15 protein-coding genes and 1 pseudogene are annotated in these 16,912 nt (G+C 72.0%); 11 read left to right on the forward strand and 5 right to left on the reverse strand.

All coding sequences use genetic code 11. The annotated features are described in order from the left end of the window. Positions 1-100: 100 nt before the first annotated feature. Positions 101-1,627, forward strand: a complete 1,527-nt coding sequence (locus tag ACFTZL_RS04390; protein WP_382578113.1) for an NCS1 family nucleobase:cation symporter-1 — start codon at positions 101-103, stop codon at positions 1,625-1,627. Between the two features lie 25 nt (positions 1,628-1,652). Here ACFTZL_RS04390 and ACFTZL_RS04395 read toward each other — a convergent pair whose 3' ends face one another. Continuing rightward, entirely contained in the window at positions 1,653-2,327 is a 675-nt protein-coding gene (locus tag ACFTZL_RS04395; RefSeq protein WP_382578116.1) for a hypothetical protein, read from the reverse strand. 254 nt (positions 2,328-2,581) lie between these two features. On the opposite strand from ACFTZL_RS04395, the pseudogene ACFTZL_RS04400 reads away from it, so the two are divergent. Next, positions 2,582-2,812, forward strand: a pseudogene (locus tag ACFTZL_RS04400) (VOC family protein); the annotation flags it as partial. Between the two features lie 147 nt (positions 2,813-2,959). Here ACFTZL_RS04400 and ACFTZL_RS04405 read toward each other — a convergent pair. Beyond that, positions 2,960-3,871: an alpha/beta fold hydrolase gene (locus ACFTZL_RS04405; RefSeq protein ID WP_382578118.1), complete on the reverse strand. Its 912-nt coding sequence runs from the start codon at positions 3,869-3,871 to the stop codon at positions 2,960-2,962. Between the two features lie 302 nt (positions 3,872-4,173). Between ACFTZL_RS04405 and ACFTZL_RS04410 the strand changes: the two genes are divergently transcribed. The 4 genes from ACFTZL_RS04410 (at position 4,174) to ACFTZL_RS04425 (ending at position 9,059) form a co-directional block, all read left to right on the forward strand. After that, the gene (locus tag ACFTZL_RS04410) at positions 4,174-6,000 is read left to right on the forward strand and encodes a gamma-glutamyltransferase family protein (protein WP_382578120.1); all 1,827 of its coding nucleotides are present in this window, start codon (positions 4,174-4,176) and stop codon (positions 5,998-6,000) included. A 115-nt stretch (positions 6,001-6,115) separates the two neighbouring features. Continuing rightward, positions 6,116-6,961 carry an inositol monophosphatase family protein gene (locus ACFTZL_RS04415; RefSeq protein ID WP_382578122.1) on the forward strand — a complete coding sequence of 282 codons (846 nt, stop codon included), beginning with the start codon at positions 6,116-6,118 and terminating at the stop codon, positions 6,959-6,961. Between the two features lie 182 nt (positions 6,962-7,143). Continuing rightward, on the forward strand, positions 7,144-8,553 hold the full coding sequence (locus tag ACFTZL_RS04420; RefSeq protein WP_382578124.1) for a phytoene desaturase family protein: 1,410 nt from the start codon (positions 7,144-7,146) through the stop codon (positions 8,551-8,553). After that, entirely contained in the window at positions 8,550-9,059 is a 510-nt protein-coding gene (locus ACFTZL_RS04425) for an O-acetyl-ADP-ribose deacetylase (RefSeq protein ID WP_382578125.1), read from the forward strand. Before ACFTZL_RS04420 ends, ACFTZL_RS04425 begins: the two co-directional genes overlap by 4 nt. Positions 9,060-9,072: 13 nt before the next feature. Here the strand turns inward: ACFTZL_RS04425 and ACFTZL_RS04430 are convergent, their stop codons facing one another. Next, positions 9,073-9,906: a class II glutamine amidotransferase gene (locus ACFTZL_RS04430; RefSeq protein ID WP_382578127.1), complete on the reverse strand. Its 834-nt coding sequence runs from the start codon at positions 9,904-9,906 to the stop codon at positions 9,073-9,075. Positions 9,907-10,145: 239 nt separating this feature from the next. Here ACFTZL_RS04430 and ACFTZL_RS04435 point away from each other — a divergent pair, with 239 nt between their 5' ends. From ACFTZL_RS04435 to ACFTZL_RS04445, 3 genes are all read left to right on the forward strand, one after another. Further along, positions 10,146-12,818 (forward strand): LuxR C-terminal-related transcriptional regulator, encoded by a 2,673-nt coding sequence (locus ACFTZL_RS04435; RefSeq protein ID WP_382578130.1) that lies wholly within the window; start codon positions 10,146-10,148, stop codon positions 12,816-12,818. Then, positions 12,815-13,321, forward strand: a complete 507-nt coding sequence (locus ACFTZL_RS04440; RefSeq protein ID WP_382578132.1) for a hypothetical protein — start codon at positions 12,815-12,817, stop codon at positions 13,319-13,321. Before ACFTZL_RS04435 ends, ACFTZL_RS04440 begins: the two co-directional genes overlap by 4 nt. A gap of 113 nt (positions 13,322-13,434) precedes the next feature. Beyond that, entirely contained in the window at positions 13,435-13,632 is a 198-nt protein-coding gene (locus tag ACFTZL_RS04445; RefSeq protein ID WP_382578135.1) for a hypothetical protein, read from the forward strand. 21 nt (positions 13,633-13,653) lie between these two features. Here ACFTZL_RS04445 and ACFTZL_RS04450 read toward each other — a convergent pair whose 3' ends face one another. Then, positions 13,654-15,060, reverse strand: a complete 1,407-nt coding sequence (locus tag ACFTZL_RS04450; protein WP_382578138.1) for a DUF2252 domain-containing protein — start codon at positions 15,058-15,060, stop codon at positions 13,654-13,656. Positions 15,061-15,063: 3 nt separating this feature from the next. Beyond that, entirely contained in the window at positions 15,064-15,681 is a 618-nt protein-coding gene (locus ACFTZL_RS04455) for a potassium channel family protein (protein WP_382578141.1), read from the reverse strand. Positions 15,682-16,011: 330 nt separating this feature from the next. Here ACFTZL_RS04455 and ACFTZL_RS04460 point away from each other — a divergent pair, with 330 nt between their 5' ends. Together ACFTZL_RS04460 and ACFTZL_RS04465 are read left to right on the forward strand one after the other, a co-directional pair. Continuing rightward, the gene (locus ACFTZL_RS04460; RefSeq protein WP_382578144.1) at positions 16,012-16,452 is read left to right on the forward strand and encodes an SHOCT domain-containing protein; all 441 of its coding nucleotides are present in this window, start codon (positions 16,012-16,014) and stop codon (positions 16,450-16,452) included. 25 nt (positions 16,453-16,477) lie between these two features. After that, positions 16,478-16,912: hypothetical protein (locus ACFTZL_RS04465; RefSeq protein ID WP_382578147.1), on the forward strand; the 435-nt coding region annotated here is incomplete at its 3' end.

Raw genomic sequence — 16,912 nt, forward strand, 5'->3', positions numbered from 1 at the left:
GGCGGCCCGGGAAGGGGGCCGAGGACGCTCCCGAGCGCACCCCCCATCGCCGTCACCCGCATGGCCTTTCCCGTCCCACCTCCCCTGATTGGCCTGGCACATGACCGATACCGCTCCCACGGCCACACCGCCGACCTCCCAAGTCACCCTCGCCGACGGCCGGGTGGAGATCGCCCCGGGCGCCCCCGCACCGACCGGTCCCTACGCCAACGAGGACCTGCTGCCGGTCCCCGTCGAGAAGCGCACCTGGACCACGTACAACTTCTCCGCGCTGTGGGTCGGCATGGCCCACAACACGGCCTCCTGGACCCTGGCCTCCGGGCTCATAGCCGTCGGCATGGACTGGAAGCAGGCGGTGCTCACCATCGCCCTGGCCAACGTCATCGTGCTGATACCGATGCTGCTCACCGGGCACGCCGGACCGAAGTACGGCATACCCTTCCCGGTCTTCGCCCGTGCCTCCTTCGGCATCCGCGGGGCCAACCTGCCCGCTGTCGTACGGGCGTTGGTCGCGTGCGGCTGGTTCGGCATCCAGACCTGGATCGGCGGCGAGGCCATCTACTTCCTGGCCGGCAAGCTCATCGGGAGCGGCTGGACGGACGCCGCGAAGGTCGGCGGCTACGCCTGGACCATGTGGCTGTCGTTCGCGATCTTCTGGGCGCTGCAGGTCGTCATCATCTACCGGGGCATGGAGACGATCCGCCGCTTCGAGAACTGGGCGGCGCCCTTCGTGCTCGTCGGCGCGTTCGTGATGCTGTGGTGGATGAGCGACAAGGCGGGCGGTTTCGGCCCGCTGTTCGACCAGCCGTCGAAGCTCGGCTGGGGCGCCGACTTCTGGAAGCTGTTCGCACCCGCCCTGATGGGCATGATCGGCTTCTGGTCCACGCTGTCGCTGAACATCCCCGACTTCACCCGCTACGGCAAGAGCCAGAAGGCGCAGACCCGGGGCCAGGCGCTCGGTCTGCCGACGACCATGACGCTCTTCGCCTTCCTGTCCGTGATGGTCACCTCGGGCTCGCAGGCCGTCTACGGCGAGGCGATCTGGGACCCGGTACAGCTCGCGGCCAAGACGGACAGCACGGTGGGCCTGCTCTTCGCGCTGGTCACGGTCCTGGTGGCGACACTGTCGGTCAACGTCGCGGCCAACCTGGTCTCACCGGCCTTCGACTTCTCCAACATCGCGCCCCGCAGGATCAGTTTCCGGGCCGGGGCCCTCGCCACCTGTGTCCTCGGTGTGCTGATCTTCCCGTGGAAGCTGTACTCCGACCCGCAGGGCTACATCTTCACCTGGCTCGGCCTGGTCGGCGGACTGCTCGGCACCGTCGCGGGCATCCTCATCGCCGACTACTGGATCCTGCGCCGCGCCCGGCTGGACCTGGCCGACCTGTACCGCACGGGCGGCCGCTACTGGTACGAGGGCGGCTGGAACTGGCGGGCCGTCGTCGCCTTCGCTGTCGGCGGCATCCTCGCCGTCGGCGGCGCGAGCTTCAAGCCGCTGATCGACGGCCGCCCGATCCCGGCGCTGGCCGACCTGGCCGACTACGGCTGGGCGGTGGGCCTGGGCACGTCGATGGTGCTGTACCTGGTGCTGATGGCGCTGCGGGGCCGGCACCGCACCACGGTCTGACACGGGTGGGTGCGCTGGAGGGCGATCAGCCCTTGCCGCCTTCGGCCTCCAGCGCGGCCACCGCCTCCTTGGCGGCCTTGATGGCGCCCTTGTTGATCGTGTCCGTACTGGGCGCCTTCTTCGACTCGAAGTCACTGCCGTTGTACGTGATGGTCACCAGGGCGTTGGACGCGCTGACGAACACCTGGCCCTCGCGGGTCTCCTGCTTGTCCTCGGTGGTGAGGTTGACGATGGAGTACGCGGTGTCGCCCAGGCCGGGGACGGGCCCTCCGCCGCTCTTCTCCGCCGTGTGTTTCTTGTAGGCCTTCTGCGCCGCCTCGTCCGACTCCATGACCTCGTAGGACACGTCGAGCCAGCGGTAGTCGTACCCCTCGAGCGCGTTCCAGGAGCAGGTGCGGCGCAGGTCCGAGTCCGTGGACGGGATCTCCTTGCCGGCCGTCTTGGCGCCCGGCACCAGCGACTCGAGCGTCTTCTTGGCGACGCTCTCGCACGGCGCCGGCGCCGCCGAGTACGCCTTCGACACCGTCTCCGTCGACGGGCCGGACGCGGACTGGGTCTCGGTCTTCTCTTCGGCCGATGTGTGGTCGGCGGCCTGCGGCGCGGCGAGCGGACCGGACGACAGCGCCCAGCCCATGGTCGCGAGCACGACCACCGGGGACAGGCGTGCGGTCAGGGCCAGGGGCAGAGGTAGAGAACGCACGGCGCCCTTCTGTGGGGGACAGACGGTGCGGAGCGGGCCCGCACGGCGGACGGACGACAGTGTCACACGACTCCCTGTGGGGCGGAAGTGCGAACTCGCTCCGTGCTTGCGTGGTGACGGTGCCTCACTGTTTGCCGTCGGAGTTTCGGTTGGTTCGACGTCGGGTGGGTGATTTGCCCTGGCTGTGCGAGCACGTAGGGGGAGGGACGTGTCTCCACCATCTGGCGGAGTGGCCTCCTCGGCTTCGGTGCAGCGTGCTGGACGGCCGGATCGGGCACGCGGAGGTACGGATCGGCGACTCGATCGTCATGCCGTTCGACGCGCCGCCGGACTGGCCGCCGACGCCTGCCTTCCTGCGCCTCTACGTGGACGACGCCGACGCCTCTCACCGCAGGGCCGTCGCGGCCGGCGGGACGTCCGTGACCGAGGTGACACACCTCTTCTTCGGCGACCGGGTCGGACGGGTACGCGACCCGCTGGGCAATGTGTGGTGGCTCCAGACCCGCGTGGAGGACGTCAGCCCGGAGGAGATGGAACGCCGTCTCGGCGACCCGAAGTGGGCCGAGGCGATGGCGTACGTCCAGGGTGCCGACTTCTTCTCCGGGACCGCAGGGTCGCGGGGAGGGGTGGGGTCAGTGCTGTGTGGCGACCATGTTTTCGATCTCCTTGAGTATGAGGTCGGGGCGGTCCTTCGGGACGTCGTGGGAGGTGCCCTTGGCGGTGACGAGCTTTCGGTGGGGCCCGTCCTGAACGAATGAGGCGGCGGCGTCCCGCCAGCGCTGCGCGTCCTCGGGGGATCCGTCGAACGGGGTTTTCTCCGAGACGACGACCGTTGCCGGTACCGCGTCCGGCCATGTGAGCTTGTGGTAGGCCTTGTTCGTCGAGACGAAGCTCTGCGCGGTGGAGATGAGCTGGCGGTTCCGCGGCCTGTCCGGGTCCTTCTTCGCCGCGTCGACCTGGGGCCGGCTCAGGGCTACGAGGCGGGCGATCTCCTCGTCCGTGAAGAACGGGGGCAGGTTGGCGTCGACCAGGACCGCACCGGAGAGCATCGTCGGGTTGCCCCTGGCGAAGTAGGTCGCGATCGCGCCGGCCTGGGAGTGGGACACCAGGGTCACGTTCTTGGTGACGCCCAGCTGCCGGAGCCCCGACTTGAGGTCACTGACGGCGCTCTCGACCTTCCACGGACCGGGCACCACATCGCTCTTGCCGAGTCCGGCCCGGTCGTAGGTGATGACGGTGGCGCCGGTGGCCGCGTGAAGCCTGGGGACGAGGTCCTTCCAGTAGGAGGAGTCCTCGCCGCCGCCCGAGTCCAGGACGACGGTGGAGCCGTGGCCCTGCGTGACGTGGAAGGCCAGACGGTGACCGCCATTGTCGATCATGTGCAGCTTCGCTTCGCCCGCCTGGCCGGTCTCCGGCGAGGCCGAGTGCTGGGAAGCGGAGCCCTGGCCGCTGCAGGCCGTGACGGCGCCAGCCGTCACGCCCAGCAGGGCGAGTACCGATAAGGCCCGGTTCGCGGACCGGCGGTTGGGCATGGTGCGCGACATGGCTGATCCCTTGGATTCCGGGTGCCGTTGAGACTGCGATATCCATCCTTCGGTGAACTGGTTCATCACAGAATCCGGCTGGCCCGTGTGCCGGTGGTGCGGCTGAGGCGAGTGCGCGCGGGGGCTAACCCCCGCAAGCGTGTCGCGGGGCAAAGCCTTGGCATGAGCGAGCGGCACCGAAGAACGGGTTCCCTGTGCTGAGGCAGGGAAGGAAGGGGCGCAGGGTGATCGATAGCCTGCCGGCCGCTCCTGAGCGCGGATCCGAACGGCCGGCGCACACAAACAGCGAGGTGAGAGCCCACATGTTCACAACCCGCCCGACCCTCCAGGGCACCTTCGGCATGGTGTCCTCCACCCACTGGCTCGCCTCGCAGTCGGCGATGGCCGTTCTGGAGGACGGCGGCAACGCCTACGACGCGGCCGTGGCGGGCGCGTTCGTGCTGCATGTCGTGGAGCCGCACCTCAACGGTCCGGCCGGCGAGGTGCCGATCCTGCTGGCCCCGGCCGGCGGCGAGGTGCGGGTGCTGTGCGGGCAGGGCGTCGCACCTGCCGGGGCGACGGTCGCGCACTACCAGGGCCTCGGCCTGGACCTCGTCCCCGGCACCGGGCCGCTCGCCGCCGCCGTGCCGGGCGCGTTCGACGCCTGGATGCTGCTGCTGCGCGACCACGGCACCAAGTCCCTCGCCGACGTCCTGAAGTACGCCATCGGGTACGCCGAGCACGGGCACGCGCCCGTGGAGCGCGTCGGGGAGACCGTCGAGACCGTGCGCGAGCTGTTCGAGACGGAGTGGACCTCCTCGGCCGACGTGTACCTGCCCGGTGGGAAGGCGCCGCGCCCCGGCGAGCTCTTCGGCAACCCCGTGCTCGCCGCCACCTGGAAGCGCCTGCTCGCCGAGACCGTCGGGGCCGGCGACCGGGAGGCCCGGATCGAGGCCGCGCGGCAGGTGTGGCGCACCGGATTCATCGCCGAGGCCCTCGTACGCCAGGCCGCGCGCCCCACCCTGGACACCAGCGGAACCCACCACACCGGCACCCTCACGGCCGCCGACCTCGCCTCCTGGTCCGCGACCTACGAGACGCCAGCGTCGTACGACTGGAACGGCTGGACCGTGTGCAAGCCCGGCCCCTGGAGCCAGGGCCCGGTCCTCCTCCAGCAGCTCGCCCTGCTCCCGCCCGAGCTGCCCCGATACGGCTCGGCCGACTACGTACACCTCCTGGTCGAGGGCTGCAAACTCGCCATGGCCGACCGGGAGGCCTGGTACGGGGACGCCGCCGACGTGCCGCTCGACGACCTGCTGTCCGACGGGTACAACACGGCCCGGCGTGCCCTCGTCGGCGAGCGGTCCGACCACGACCTGCGGCCCGGCAGCCCCGGCGGACGCACCCCGCGGCTGTGCGCGCACGCGCGCGTGGCGGCCGCCGCACAGGAGGGCTTCGACGCCCTGGGCGTCGGCGAACCGACCGTCGCCAAGAGCCCGGCGTCCCCCGTGCCGGGCGAACCGGAGGTCCTCGCCGACGGGACCACCCGGGGCGACACCTGCCACCTCGACATCGTCGACCGCTGGGGCAACATGGTCTCGGCCACGCCCAGCGGCGGCTGGCTCCAGTCCAACCCGGTCGTGCCCGAACTGGGCTTCCCGCTCGGCACCCGGCTCCAGATGGCCTGGCTCGAGGAGGGCCTGCCCAACTCCCTCACCCCCGGCCGCCGCCCCCGTACCACGCTGACGCCCTCGATCGCCCTGCGCGAGGGCGTGCCCGTCATGGCGTTCGGCACCCCGGGCGGGGATCAGCAGGACCAGTGGCAGCTCCACTTCTTCCTCGCGGTCGCGCTGCGCGCCCAGGTCCGCGGCGGCCCCGACCTGCAGGGCGCGATCGACGCCCCGAACTGGCACAACGACAGCTTCCCCGGCTCCTTCTACCCGCGCGGCATGCGCCCGGGGAGCGTCACCGTGGAGTCCCGCACCGACCCGGAGGTCGTCGCGGAGCTGCGGCGGCGCGGCCACGAGGTGACCGTCGGTGGCCCCTGGTCGGAGGGCCGGCTGTGCGCGGTCGCGCGGGACCCGGAGACGGGCGTCCTGTCGGCGGCGGCGAATCCGCGCGGCATGCAGGGGTACGCCGTCGGCCGGTGATCCCGCGGGGCCCGCCCCTGTCCGGCCCGCCCGGACACGTCGCTGTTCATCGTGATGCCATCCGCAGTGCACCCGGAGGGTGGGGATTGTCAGTGGCGCGTGTTGTCATGGAGGGGTGATCGACAGTAACGAAACCATCGAAGAGTTTCTCGCACAGCACGCCTCCGACGTCGAGGAGGCGATCCGCAAGGCCGCCGCCACCGAGATCATGCCGCGCTGGCGCCGCCTCGCCGCGCACGAGGTCGACGAGAAGAACGGCCCGCACGACCTGGTGACGGACGCCGACCGCAAGGCAGAGCTGTATCTGACCGACGTTCTGATCGACCTGCTGCCCGGCTCGGTCGTGGTCGGCGAGGAGGCGGTCCACGCCAACCCGGCGTCGTACGAGGCGATATGCGGCGACGCCCCGGTCTGGATCGTCGACCCGGTCGACGGGACACGGCAGTTCGTGCACGGCGACACCGGGTTCTGCACCCTGGTCGCGCTGGCGCACGGCGGGGCCCTGCTCGCCTCCTGGACCTACGCCCCCGCCCGCGAGCAGTTCGCCACCGCCCGGCGCGGCAAGGGCGCCTACCTCGACGGTGAGCGGCTGTTCGCCGGCGTGCCGGAGCCCGGCCGTGACCTCCGCGTGGCCACCTCCCACCCGGACTACACGACGGACGAACAGAAGCACGCCCTGATCGGCCTGCGCACCGACGGTGTGGCGCCGCGCCCGTGCGGCTCGGCCGGACTGGAGTATCTGGCCATCGCCCGGGGCGAGTCGGACGCCACTGCTTTCTCCTGGGAAGCCGCATGGGACCACGCCGCCGGGCTGCTCCTGGTCGAGGAGGCGGGCGGCACCCACCTGACCCGCACGGGCGAGCCGTTCCGCATCACGGGCGGCAACGACCTCCCCTTCACCGCGGCCCGCGACGCGGCCACGGCCCGCCACGTGGTGGGACTGCTGTCGGGCGGAGCATGACGGTCACCGACCGTACACGCCTCGTCGCTCGAACGGCGCTCCAGGCGTAGTCCAGGCCTGGACCAGGCCTGGTCCAGGCGTCGTCCGGGCCAGAAATCACCCGCGGCCGGTGACTGTCAGTCCCCGGGCATATCCTGATCCTCAGTGGCCGTCGGCTGACGAAGGGGTCAGAGGTGCCGTCGATGCTCGATGCCGTCGTAGTGGGTGCGGGGCCGAACGGGCTGACCGCGGCCGTGGAGCTGGCCCGCCGCGGCTTCTCCGTCGCCGTCTTCGAGGCCCGGGGCACCGTGGGCGGCGGAGCCCGCACCGAGGAGCTCACCCTGCCCGGCTTCCGGCACGACCCGTGCTCCGCGGCGCACCCGCTGGGCATCAACTCACCGGCGTTCCGGGCCCTGCCGCTCGAGAGGTACGGCTTGGAGTGGCTGCACGCCGAGCTGCCCATGGCGCACCCCTTCCCGGACGGCACGGCGGCCGTGCTGTCCCGGTCGGTGGGCGAGACGGCCGCCTCCTTCGGGCCGCGCGACGCCGGGGCGTACCGCAGGCTCGTCGAGCCCTTCCTGTCCAAGTGGGACACCCTGGCCCGGGACTTCATGTCCCTGCCGCTCACCGCGCTGCCCCGCGACCCGGTCACCCTCGCCCGCTTCGGCCTCGTCGGCCTGCCCCCCTCGACCCTGCTGACGCGCCGCTTCCGCGACGAACCGGCCAGGACGCTGTTCGCCGGTCTCGTCGCGCATGTCATGGCGCCCCTCGGCGGCTTCGCCACCGGCGCCATCGGCCTGGTCTTCGCCCTCGCGGCGCACGCCCGCGGCTGGCCCGTCGCCCGCGGCGGCTCCCAGAGCCTCTCCGACGCCCTCGCCGCCTACTTGCGGGACCTCGGCGGCAGCGTCCACACCGACTACGAGGTCAAGCGCCTCGACGACCTGCCGCCGGCCCGGGCGTACGTCTTCGACACCTCACCCACCGCCCTGGCCCGCATCGCCGGCTTCGGCGACCACTACGCCAACTACCGTTACGGCCCAGGCGTCTTCAAGATCGACTACGCGCTGGACGGGCCCGTGCCATGGACCGCCAAGGAGGCCCGCGTCGCCGGCACGGTCCAGATCGGCGCGAACAGCGCGGAGATCGGCACAGCACTGCGCGCGGCGTCCCGGGAGGGCCGGGCCCCCGACAAACCGTTTCTGATCACGGTCCAGCCGAGCGTCGTCGACCCCACCCGGGCCCCGGCGGGCAAGCACGTCTTCTGGGCCTACGGCCACGTCCCGCACGGCTGGACCGGCGACCTCACCGACGCCATCGAGCGCCAACTGGAGCGCTTCGCCCCGGGGTTCCGCGACCGTGTCCTGGCCCGGGCCACCGCCGGCCCGCCCGAGCTCGCCGCCCGCAACGCCAACTACGTCGGCGGCGACATCGCCTCCGGCGCGGTCTCCGGACTCCAGCTCCTGCTGCGCCCCAAAGTGACCCCGTTCCCGTACCACACGCCCCACCCGGCCGTCTTCCTCTGCTCGTCGGCCACCCCGCCCGGCCCTGGGGTGCACGGCATGTCGGGACACAACGCGGCGAAGGCCGTATGGAGGCGGCTGAGGCAGTCATGACCACCATCGAACTGGTCCAGGGCGACATCACCCGCGAGAGCGTCGACGCCATCGTCAACGCGGCCAACTCCTCCCTGCTGGGCGGGGGAGGGGTCGACGGGGCGATCCACCGGCGCGGCGGCCCCGCGATCCTCGAGGACTGCCGCAAGCTCCGCGCCTCCCACTACGGCAAGGGCCTGCGGACCGGGCAGGCCGTCGCCACCACCGCGGGCGACCTGGACGCCCGCTGGGTGATCCACACGGTCGGCCCCGTGTTCAGCGCGACCGAGGACCGTTCGGGGCTGCTCGCCTCCTGCTACCGCGAGTCCCTCCGCGTCGCCGACGAACTCGGCGCCCGCACCGTCGCCTTCCCGGCGATCTCCACCGGCGTCTACCGCTATCCGGTGGAGGACGCCGCCCGTATCGCGGTGGACACGGTGCGCACGGCGCGGACCGACGTCGAGGAGGTCCGGTTCGTCCTCTTCGACGCCCCGACGTACGAGGTGTTCGCCTCCCAGCTCCGCTGAGGCACCTGCGCACTCAGACCGGCTCGGGTTCGAAGTGCCGCAGCAGGTCCCGGCCCGGCTGGACGACGCCGTAGCTGCTCTCCGGTACGGCGTTCCAGACACCGGGCAGGTCACCCAGCGGCTCCGACACGACCAGCCGGGTCTCCTCGGAGACGTGCCTCAGGAACGCGAGGTCGGGGTGGAGGGCTCGTACGTCGTCCACCCGGCTGCTGTAGTACAGCGACCGCGAGTCCCCGCCGCTGGAGTACCGGAAGAACCACACCCGTTCGCCGTCGGTCACCGCCACCGTCATCTGCAGCGGCTGCGGCACCCCGTGCTCGTGCCCCAGCCGCTCGACGAGCCCCGCCATCCGGGCCACCGCGCCCGGCGGATCGTCGTCGAGCCCGAACGTGAGGGCCACGTGGAACATCACCTCGGAGTCCGTGGTGCCCTCCAGCGCCGGGAACAGCGCCGGGTCCACGGTCAGCATGAGGTCCCGGCGCAGGTCGTGGAACCCGGAGATCGCCCCGTTGTGCATCCACAGCCAGCGTCCGTGGCGGAAGGGATGGCAGTTGGTCTGCTGCACGGTCGTCCCGGTGGAGGCGCGCACATGGGCGAAGAACAGCGACGAGCGGACGTGGTCGGCGATCTCCCGCAGATTGCGGTTGCTCCAGGCCGGACCCGTGTCGCGGATGACGGCGGGGGTCCGCAGATGCCACGCGTACCAGCCGACCCCGAAGCCGTCGCCGTTGGTGGTCTCGACGCCCATCCGCGCGTGCAGGCTCTGGTCGATCAGCGAGTGCTGCGGCCGGTAGAGGACGTCGTCGAGCAGCACGGGGGTGCCCGAGTAGGCGAGCCAGCGGCACATGGTCGGTACCCCCGTTCCGAGCCGCCCGGGCCGTACCGCACGGCTGCGTAGGTGGTGCGCGTGGACCTCAGCGAACCCCGCTCGTCCCACGGGCGCATCCCCCGTCGCGGGTGGTTGCGCGGCGGCCTTCGAGGCCGTGGGGGCCCGGCCGTGGGCGTGCGCAGGGGAGTGAAGCTTGAGATCCTGGGTGGAACGAGCGTTGCTCGTGATCCGTCGGACGGCAAACAGGGGTGGGCCCCATGGCCGTGACCGAGGAGACCGGTGCCGAACCGGCGTCCGCGAGCGTCGACCCCACGGGCGACCCGCTGCTGCGCAGCCGGTTCGCCCTGCCGAAGCGGCCCGCCACGTTCCTGCGCCGGGCCCGCCTGGTCCGGCACCTCGACCAGGCTCTCGGCACGCCGCTGACGATGGTCAACGGGGCGGCCGGCGCCGGCAAGACCCTCCTGGTCGCCGACTGGGCCGCCGGCCTCACGGAACCGGTCGCCTGGCTCACGAACGACACCGCCGACCAGGCTCCGGGGATCTTCTGGGCCTATCTGCTGGAGGCACTGCGCGCCGCGGGCGTGCCGGTGACGGGCGATGTCGGCTGCCCGGCGGAGGCGGCCCATGTGGACCGGCGGACGCTGACCCGGCTGGCCGCCGACCTGGAGCGCCGGGACCACACCACCGTCGTCGTACTCGACGAGTTCGACCGGGTGACCTCCCCCGAGATCGCGGAGCAGTTGCAGTTCGTCCTGCACCACGCCGGACGGGGTATGCGCCTGGTCCTCGTCTCCCGCACGGAACCCCTGCTGCCGCTGCACCGCTACCGGGCGTCGGGCGAGATCACGGAGATCCGGAACGCCGAGCTGGCCTTCACCTCCGAGGAGGCCCATGAACTGCTGTCGCGGCACGGACTGCACCTGCCGGCCGGCGCCGTACGGGCCCTGGTGGAGCGGACCCAGGGCTGGGCCGCGGGACTGCGGCTGTGCGCCCTGGCCGCCGGCCAGAGCACGGACCCCCACGCCTACCTGAAACAGTTCGAAACCGACCACAGCGCGGTGGCCGACTTCCTGCTGGCAGAGGTGCTAGACCGGCAGACACCCGGCACCCAGGACCTGCTGCTGCGCATCAGCGTCCTGGACCGCTGCTGCCCCGACCTGGTGAACGCGCTGACGCTGCGCACCGACGCGGAGCCGATCCTGGCCGCGCTGCAGCGCGAGAACGCGTTCGTCCACTACCTCGGACACTCCTGGTACAGCCTGCACCCCCTGTTCGCGGAGATCCTCCGCGCCCACCTGAGGGAGCGCTTCCCCGGCCTGGAGCAGGAGCTGCGCAGCCGGGCCGCGCAGTGGCTGCGACGTTCCGGAGCCCTGCCCGACGCGCTCGTCCAGGGGGCCGCGGCGGACGACTGGGAGTTCACCGCCCGCGTCGTGGTCGACGATCTCGCGATCGGGCAGCTCTTCACCGGGCTGCGCTCCGAGGAGCTGTCCGCCCTGTTCGCACGGATGAGCCCCGAGGCCACGGGCCCGGCGCCCGACCTCGTGCGTGCCGCCCGCGAGCTGGGCCGGCGCGATCTCGAACACGGCCTGGCCCATCTGCGCCAAGCCGAGGAGGAACTGGGCCGGGACGGCTCCGCTCCGGCACCGGTGCGGCTGAGCTGTGCCCTCCTGGAAGCCCTGGCGGCCCGGCTGACCGGCTCTCCGGGCCGAGCGGAGCGGGCCGCCGAGCAGGCGAGGCTCCTCCAGCGGGAGGTCCCCGGGCAGCTCCTCGACGAGCACCCGGAACTCACCGCCCTCCTGCTCACCCACCTGGGCTCAGCCCGCCTGTGGGCCGGGCGCTTCGACGACGCCCGGGCCGCTCTGTCGGCGGTGGCCGGATCCCCGGACGGAGCGGCCACGGCACTGCCCCGCTGGGAGGCCCTCGGCCACCTGGCGCTGATCGACTACCTCAACGGCTGGCTCGGCCCGGCCGAGCACAAGGCCCTCGCGGCGGCCGCCCAGGCCGAGCGGTACAGCCTCCCGCGGCGCTCCCGGTCCGGCATCGGCCCACTGGTCCTGGCCGCCGTCCTCATCGACCGCGACGAACTCGACGAGGCGCAGGCGCTCCTCGACGAAGCGGCCGTCTCCCACCCGCTCGCCGAGGACCCGGTGGTGCGGGCCGGCCTGACCCTCACCCGAGGGCGGCTGTTCCTGGCCCGGGGCGACGCCCGGGCCGCGCTGGCAGCGGCGGACGCGACCGTCCCGGCGGCCGTGAGCTCACCCTGGGCGGAGGACCACGCCGCCCTGCTCGCGTCCGCCGCCCATCTGGCCCAGGGGCATCCCGAGCCGGCCCGGCAGGCCGTGGAGAAGGTGGCGCACCACCGGAGGGCGTGCGCGGTCGAGGCGGCCCGCGCCCGGCTCGCCGCGGGCCGGCCCGAAGGCGCGCTCGACCTGCTCGACGGCCTGCCGGAGAACGACAGGCCCGGCCCGGCGGTGACCGTCCGCGCCACACTGGTACGCGCCCGCGCAGCCCTCGACACCGGGGACCCCACCACCGCCCGTCGCCTGGTCGCCCGGGCACTCCTGGACGGCAGGCGCGAGCAGCTGCGCCGCCCGTTCCTGGAAGCCGGCCCCTGGATCCGGCCGCTGCTGAGCACCGGCCGGCCACGGGAACTGGCCGCCGGCTGGCTCCTCCCGGGCCCCGGCCGGTACCGCGCCCCCGGGCTCGCCGCACCCGACAGGCCCCCGGAGCTCGCCGTCGAGGAGCTGAGCGCCCGCGAGCGTGATGTGCTGCGGCGCGTGGCCGAGATGATGTCGACGGAGGAGATCGCCGCCGACCTCCACGTGTCCGTGAACACCGTGAAGACCCACCTCAAGAGCATCTACCGCAAGCTCGCCGTCACCCGCCGCGGCGACGCCGTCCGCCGGGCGCGCGAACGGCGGCTCCTGTGAGCGGAACCACGGCCACCACGCCTGGCTCACGGCGGTCCCGGGCCGACTACACCGGCGGCGTCTACGGCTCCATGCTCGCCGCCTCCGTGGTGATCGGCGTCGGAACCCTGGGTTCGCTGCCCCGGGTGGAACTCGTGGCGCTCCTGCTGCTGACCGGTGCGGTGTTCTGGCTCGCGCACGTGCACGCCCAGCTCTTCGGGGCGCGCCTGGCGGAGGGGGCCGTGGGCCGCCGGGCCGTGCTGCAGGTGTGCCGCGAGGAGTGGCCGATCCTGGAGGCCGCCGTCCCGTCCGCCGCCGCCGTGGCGATCAGCCCGCTGCTGCCCCTGGACATGCCGGGCACCCTGTGGCTGGCGCTCTCCGTGGCGGTGGCGGGGCAGGTCGGCTGGTCGATGGCCGCGGCGGCCCGGGCCGGCGCCTCCGGGAGGCAGATGGCCGTCTCCGCCGCGGTGAACCTGCTGCTCGGTCTGCTGATCATCATCCTCAAGATCGTCCTGAAGGAATGAGACGCGACGCAGGTTCACCTGCGCCGGGTGAGGGCGGACGGCGCGCCAGGGCGGACCATCGCAAGGGAAGGGCGTGCACGTCCCGCCCCACGCCGCCCGCGGGAGAGCAGCTCATGCGCTACGAGATCCGCGTCGACGGACACATGTCGGAGACGCTGGCCAAGGTCTTCCCGGAGCTGGATCACGTGGTGATGTCCGGTCAGACGGTCCTGTTCGGCTCCGTCATCGACGAGGCCCACCTGTACGGGCTGCTCACCCGCTTCCAGTCGCTGGGTCTCAGGGTCGTGGAGATGCGCCAGCTCCCGGAGTGAGCGTGCCGGAGCGAGCGGGGGTCACAGGGTCGCCGTGGTGATCCTGCCGGAGCGGGCGGCCGCGCCCAGTGCCGCGAAGTCGCGCTCGTTCTGATCGGCGTAGGCCTGGGCGAAGGTCGCGAGCGCGCGGTCGAACCGGTCGCCGCCGCCCAGGTACGCCGCGATGGCGACGGCGTCTCCCGAGCGGGCGTGGGCCCGTGCCAGGCTCGCCCCGCACAGCCGCGCGAACAGGCGGAGCATGGCCGGGTCCATGGTGTCCGCACGCGCGATGCCCTTCCAGTCCCGCAACTGGCGTACGTAGAAGTCCCGTTCGTGTCCGTCGAGGCCGATGGCGTGCGTCCAGCCCAGGAGGATGTCACTGGTCGTCTGGATCAGCCGCTGTCCCGCCACCACGCGACGGCCCTGGTTGTCGTAGCTGTCCCCGCCGGTGTGGGCGGCGAGCACCGAATGCTGTGCCTCCTTGGCCTGGAGCAGCAGGGGATCATCGTCGTCCCGGCCGAGCAGCAGCACGATCCAGCAGCGGGTGCCGACACTGCCGACCCCCACCACCTTGCGGGCGATGTCCACCAGGCGGTAGCGGCGCAACAGGTGCCGGCGCTCGGACGACAGACTGTCCGCATACCCCTCCAGGACGGTGAGCAGTTCCTTCTCCTGCCCGGGCGAGGAGTCGGTCACCAGGTCCCGCAGCGGGGTGATCAGCGGTGGGTCCGGTGTGATCCGCCGCCCCTCGGCCGTGGTCCCGGTGAGCTTCGCGAAGGCCTGGAGGTGGGTGCGGGTGCGGGCCTTCGCCGTGGCCTCGGCGGTGCGGCGCCTGGCCTCCTTGGTCATCGACGCGGCCATCAGCTCCCGCATGTGGTCGGCGTCGTCCTGCGCGTACCAGACGTCCAGCGTGCGCATGCCGGCGAACTCCCGTATCCGCTGCCGGTAGGCGCGTACGCATGTCTCCACCGCGCCGTTCTGCTCCGCGGTGCCGAAGCCGTTGGCCCGGCCCGCGATGGCGAAACTGGCCGCCAGCCGCTTGACGTCCCACTCGAACGGCCCGGCCAGGGTCTCGTCGAAGTCGTTGATGTCGAAGACCAGATGGCGCTCCGGGGAAGCCAGCAGCCGGAAGTTCAGCAGATGAGCGTCCCCGCAGAGCTGCACCCACAGCCCGGTGTCCGCGGCGGCCCCGAGATCGGCGGCCATGATCGCCGCGGCGCCCCGGTAGAAGCGGAACGGGGACTCGAGCATGCGGCCGTAGCGGACCGGCACCAACTCCTGTACGCGGGTGGCCGACTGGCGCTCCACCACCTCGACCGGGTCGGGCCGCTCCGGCCCCGCCTCGAACCGGCTGTGGGACGAACGCGGCACCCGCCGCCGGGCGCCCCGGCCCGACTCCGCCCGCTCGGCAGGGGACAGGAACGTCGTGAAGGGACTCGGTACGGTCATGGCTCAGCCCTCCCGCCGGGAGGAGAAGTCCTCCGACGGCTCATGGCCCCGCCTGCGCAACCCGGCCTGCACCGCGCCGGCGAGGATCCGTGCCGCCACGCCCACCAGCAGCAGCCCGCCGACCATCTGAAGCATCGTCAGTACCCGCCCCGTCTGGGAACGGGCGACGATGTCGCCGTACCCGACGGTGGTGAACGTGGTCAGCGTGAAGTACAGGGAGTCCGTCTTGGTCAGCGGCTCGCTGAAGGAACCCGGAGTGGAGTGCTCCAGCAGGAAGTAGGTGCCCGCGAAGAGCAGGAGGTACAGGACGAGCGTGGCGGCCAGGGCCTCGACGGCCTTCAGCCGGGGGAAGGGCGAGTGGGCGATGGCCTGCACCTCCCACCAGAAGACCAGGACGACCAGCAGCAGGCCGCAGGCGAGCAGCACCGTGGTGCCGCTGCTTGTACTGCGACCGTCCAGGGGCAGCACGTAGTAGACGGTGACGAGCCCGATCGCGATGAGCGCCGCGCGCACCAGGACGGCGATCCTCGCGCGCCGCCTCGGTCCCTCTTGTCGCGGGTGCCGCTCCCGCTCCTGCCGGGGCCGGGCGGGCTCGGTCCGGGCGGCCGCTGGATCGTTCATCTCGTCTCTCTCGGTCCTGTGGGGGTGCGGTCTCCACCTCATCGCCACGGCGCCGGGAACGGATCACCCGTCGCGGGTGACCCGGCACCCTCTGCACGGCCCTGGCCGCCCGGGACGGAGCCGGCCCCTGCGCTGACCCGGCTGCTCGGCCTGTGGCTCGTCCTGCTCGGGCCGGCCGAGGCCCGGCTCGCCTTCGCCCGGCGGGGGGCGCTTCGCGGAACCAGCACGCTCACCCGTCCCGGGTGAGGCAGTCCCGTGCCGGACATGGGCACGCTGAGAACGGCACGGAACGGCTTGCCGGGCGGCTTGCGCCCGGGACGGAGGAGTGAGATGAGTGCGCAGACCTACCTGGCGTACGACTTTCCGTTGTTGAGCGCCTTCTGGACGATGCTGTGGTTCTTCCTGTGGATCATGTGGTTCGTGCTGCTCTTCCGGGTCGTCCTGGACATCTTCCGTGACGACGATCTGGGCGGTTGGGCCAAGACCGGCTGGCTGGTGTTCTGCATCGTCCTGCCCTTCCTCGGCGTGTTCGTCTACGTCGTCGCGCGGGGCAAGAACATGGGCCGCCGGGAAGTGTCCCAGGCCCGCGCGCAGCAGGAGGCCCTCGACAGCTACATACGAGAGACAGCCAAGGGCGGCGAAGGACGGGGGAGCAGCGTCGACGAACTCGCCAGGCTGTCCGAGATCCGCGCCCGCGGCGACATCACGGACGACGAGTTCCGCAGGGCGAAGGAGCTGGTCCTGAGCGGCTCCGGCCCGTCGGAACCCTAGCCCCCGACAGAAACGAGGCAGCAGGATGACCGCCACACACCCTACGCACGCGCACTCGACGGCGAAACGCGAATGGGCCGTCGGTCTGATGGTCTTCGCCGCCGTCATGCTCATGATCGGTGGGATCCTGGGCATCATGCGTGGCATCGCGGCGATCGCCGAGGACGAGGTGTTCCTCTCGACCCCCAACTACGTCTTCGCGTTCGACCTCACGAGCTGGGGCTGGATCCACCTGGTCCTGGGCGCGGTCGCCGTGCTCGTCAGCATGGGGCTGTTCCAGGCGTCGACATGGGCACGCGTCGCCGGCGTGGGCATCGCCGCACTCATCATCATCGCCAACTTCCTCTCCCTGCCGTCCTACCCGGTCTGGTCGGTCGTGATGATCGCGATCTCCGGGTTCATCATCTGGGCCCTGTGCACGGTGAAGAAGGACAACGCCTGGGAGCCGTTCGAACAGACC

This window comes from Streptomyces sp. NPDC056948, from assembly GCF_042674225.1.
Classification (GTDB): domain Bacteria; phylum Actinomycetota; class Actinomycetes; order Streptomycetales; family Streptomycetaceae; genus Streptomyces; species Streptomyces purpurascens.

What these genes read in the sequence shown, in the direction of transcription:
- ACFTZL_RS04455 (WP_382578141.1), bottom strand. Translation starts at nt 15,681, where the DNA reads ATGAACGATCCAGCGGCCGCCCGGACCGAGCCCGCCCGGCCCCGGCAG.
- ACFTZL_RS04435 (WP_382578130.1), top strand. Translation starts at nt 10,146, where the DNA reads ATGGCCGTGACCGAGGAGACCGGTGCCGAACCGGCGTCCGCGAGCGTC.
- ACFTZL_RS04445 (WP_382578135.1), top strand. Translation starts at nt 13,435, where the DNA reads ATGCGCTACGAGATCCGCGTCGACGGACACATGTCGGAGACGCTGGCC.
- ACFTZL_RS04405 (WP_382578118.1), bottom strand. Translation starts at nt 3,871, where the DNA reads ATGTCGCGCACCATGCCCAACCGCCGGTCCGCGAACCGGGCCTTATCG.
- ACFTZL_RS04410 (WP_382578120.1), top strand. Translation starts at nt 4,174, where the DNA reads ATGTTCACAACCCGCCCGACCCTCCAGGGCACCTTCGGCATGGTGTCC.
- ACFTZL_RS04460 (WP_382578144.1), top strand. Translation starts at nt 16,012, where the DNA reads ATGAGTGCGCAGACCTACCTGGCGTACGACTTTCCGTTGTTGAGCGCC.
- ACFTZL_RS04420 (WP_382578124.1), top strand. Translation starts at nt 7,144, where the DNA reads ATGCTCGATGCCGTCGTAGTGGGTGCGGGGCCGAACGGGCTGACCGCG.
- ACFTZL_RS04430 (WP_382578127.1), bottom strand. Translation starts at nt 9,906, where the DNA reads ATGTGCCGCTGGCTCGCCTACTCGGGCACCCCCGTGCTGCTCGACGAC.
- ACFTZL_RS04425 (WP_382578125.1), top strand. Translation starts at nt 8,550, where the DNA reads ATGACCACCATCGAACTGGTCCAGGGCGACATCACCCGCGAGAGCGTC.
- ACFTZL_RS04450 (WP_382578138.1), bottom strand. Translation starts at nt 15,060, where the DNA reads ATGACCGTACCGAGTCCCTTCACGACGTTCCTGTCCCCTGCCGAGCGG.
- ACFTZL_RS04390 (WP_382578113.1), top strand. Translation starts at nt 101, where the DNA reads ATGACCGATACCGCTCCCACGGCCACACCGCCGACCTCCCAAGTCACC.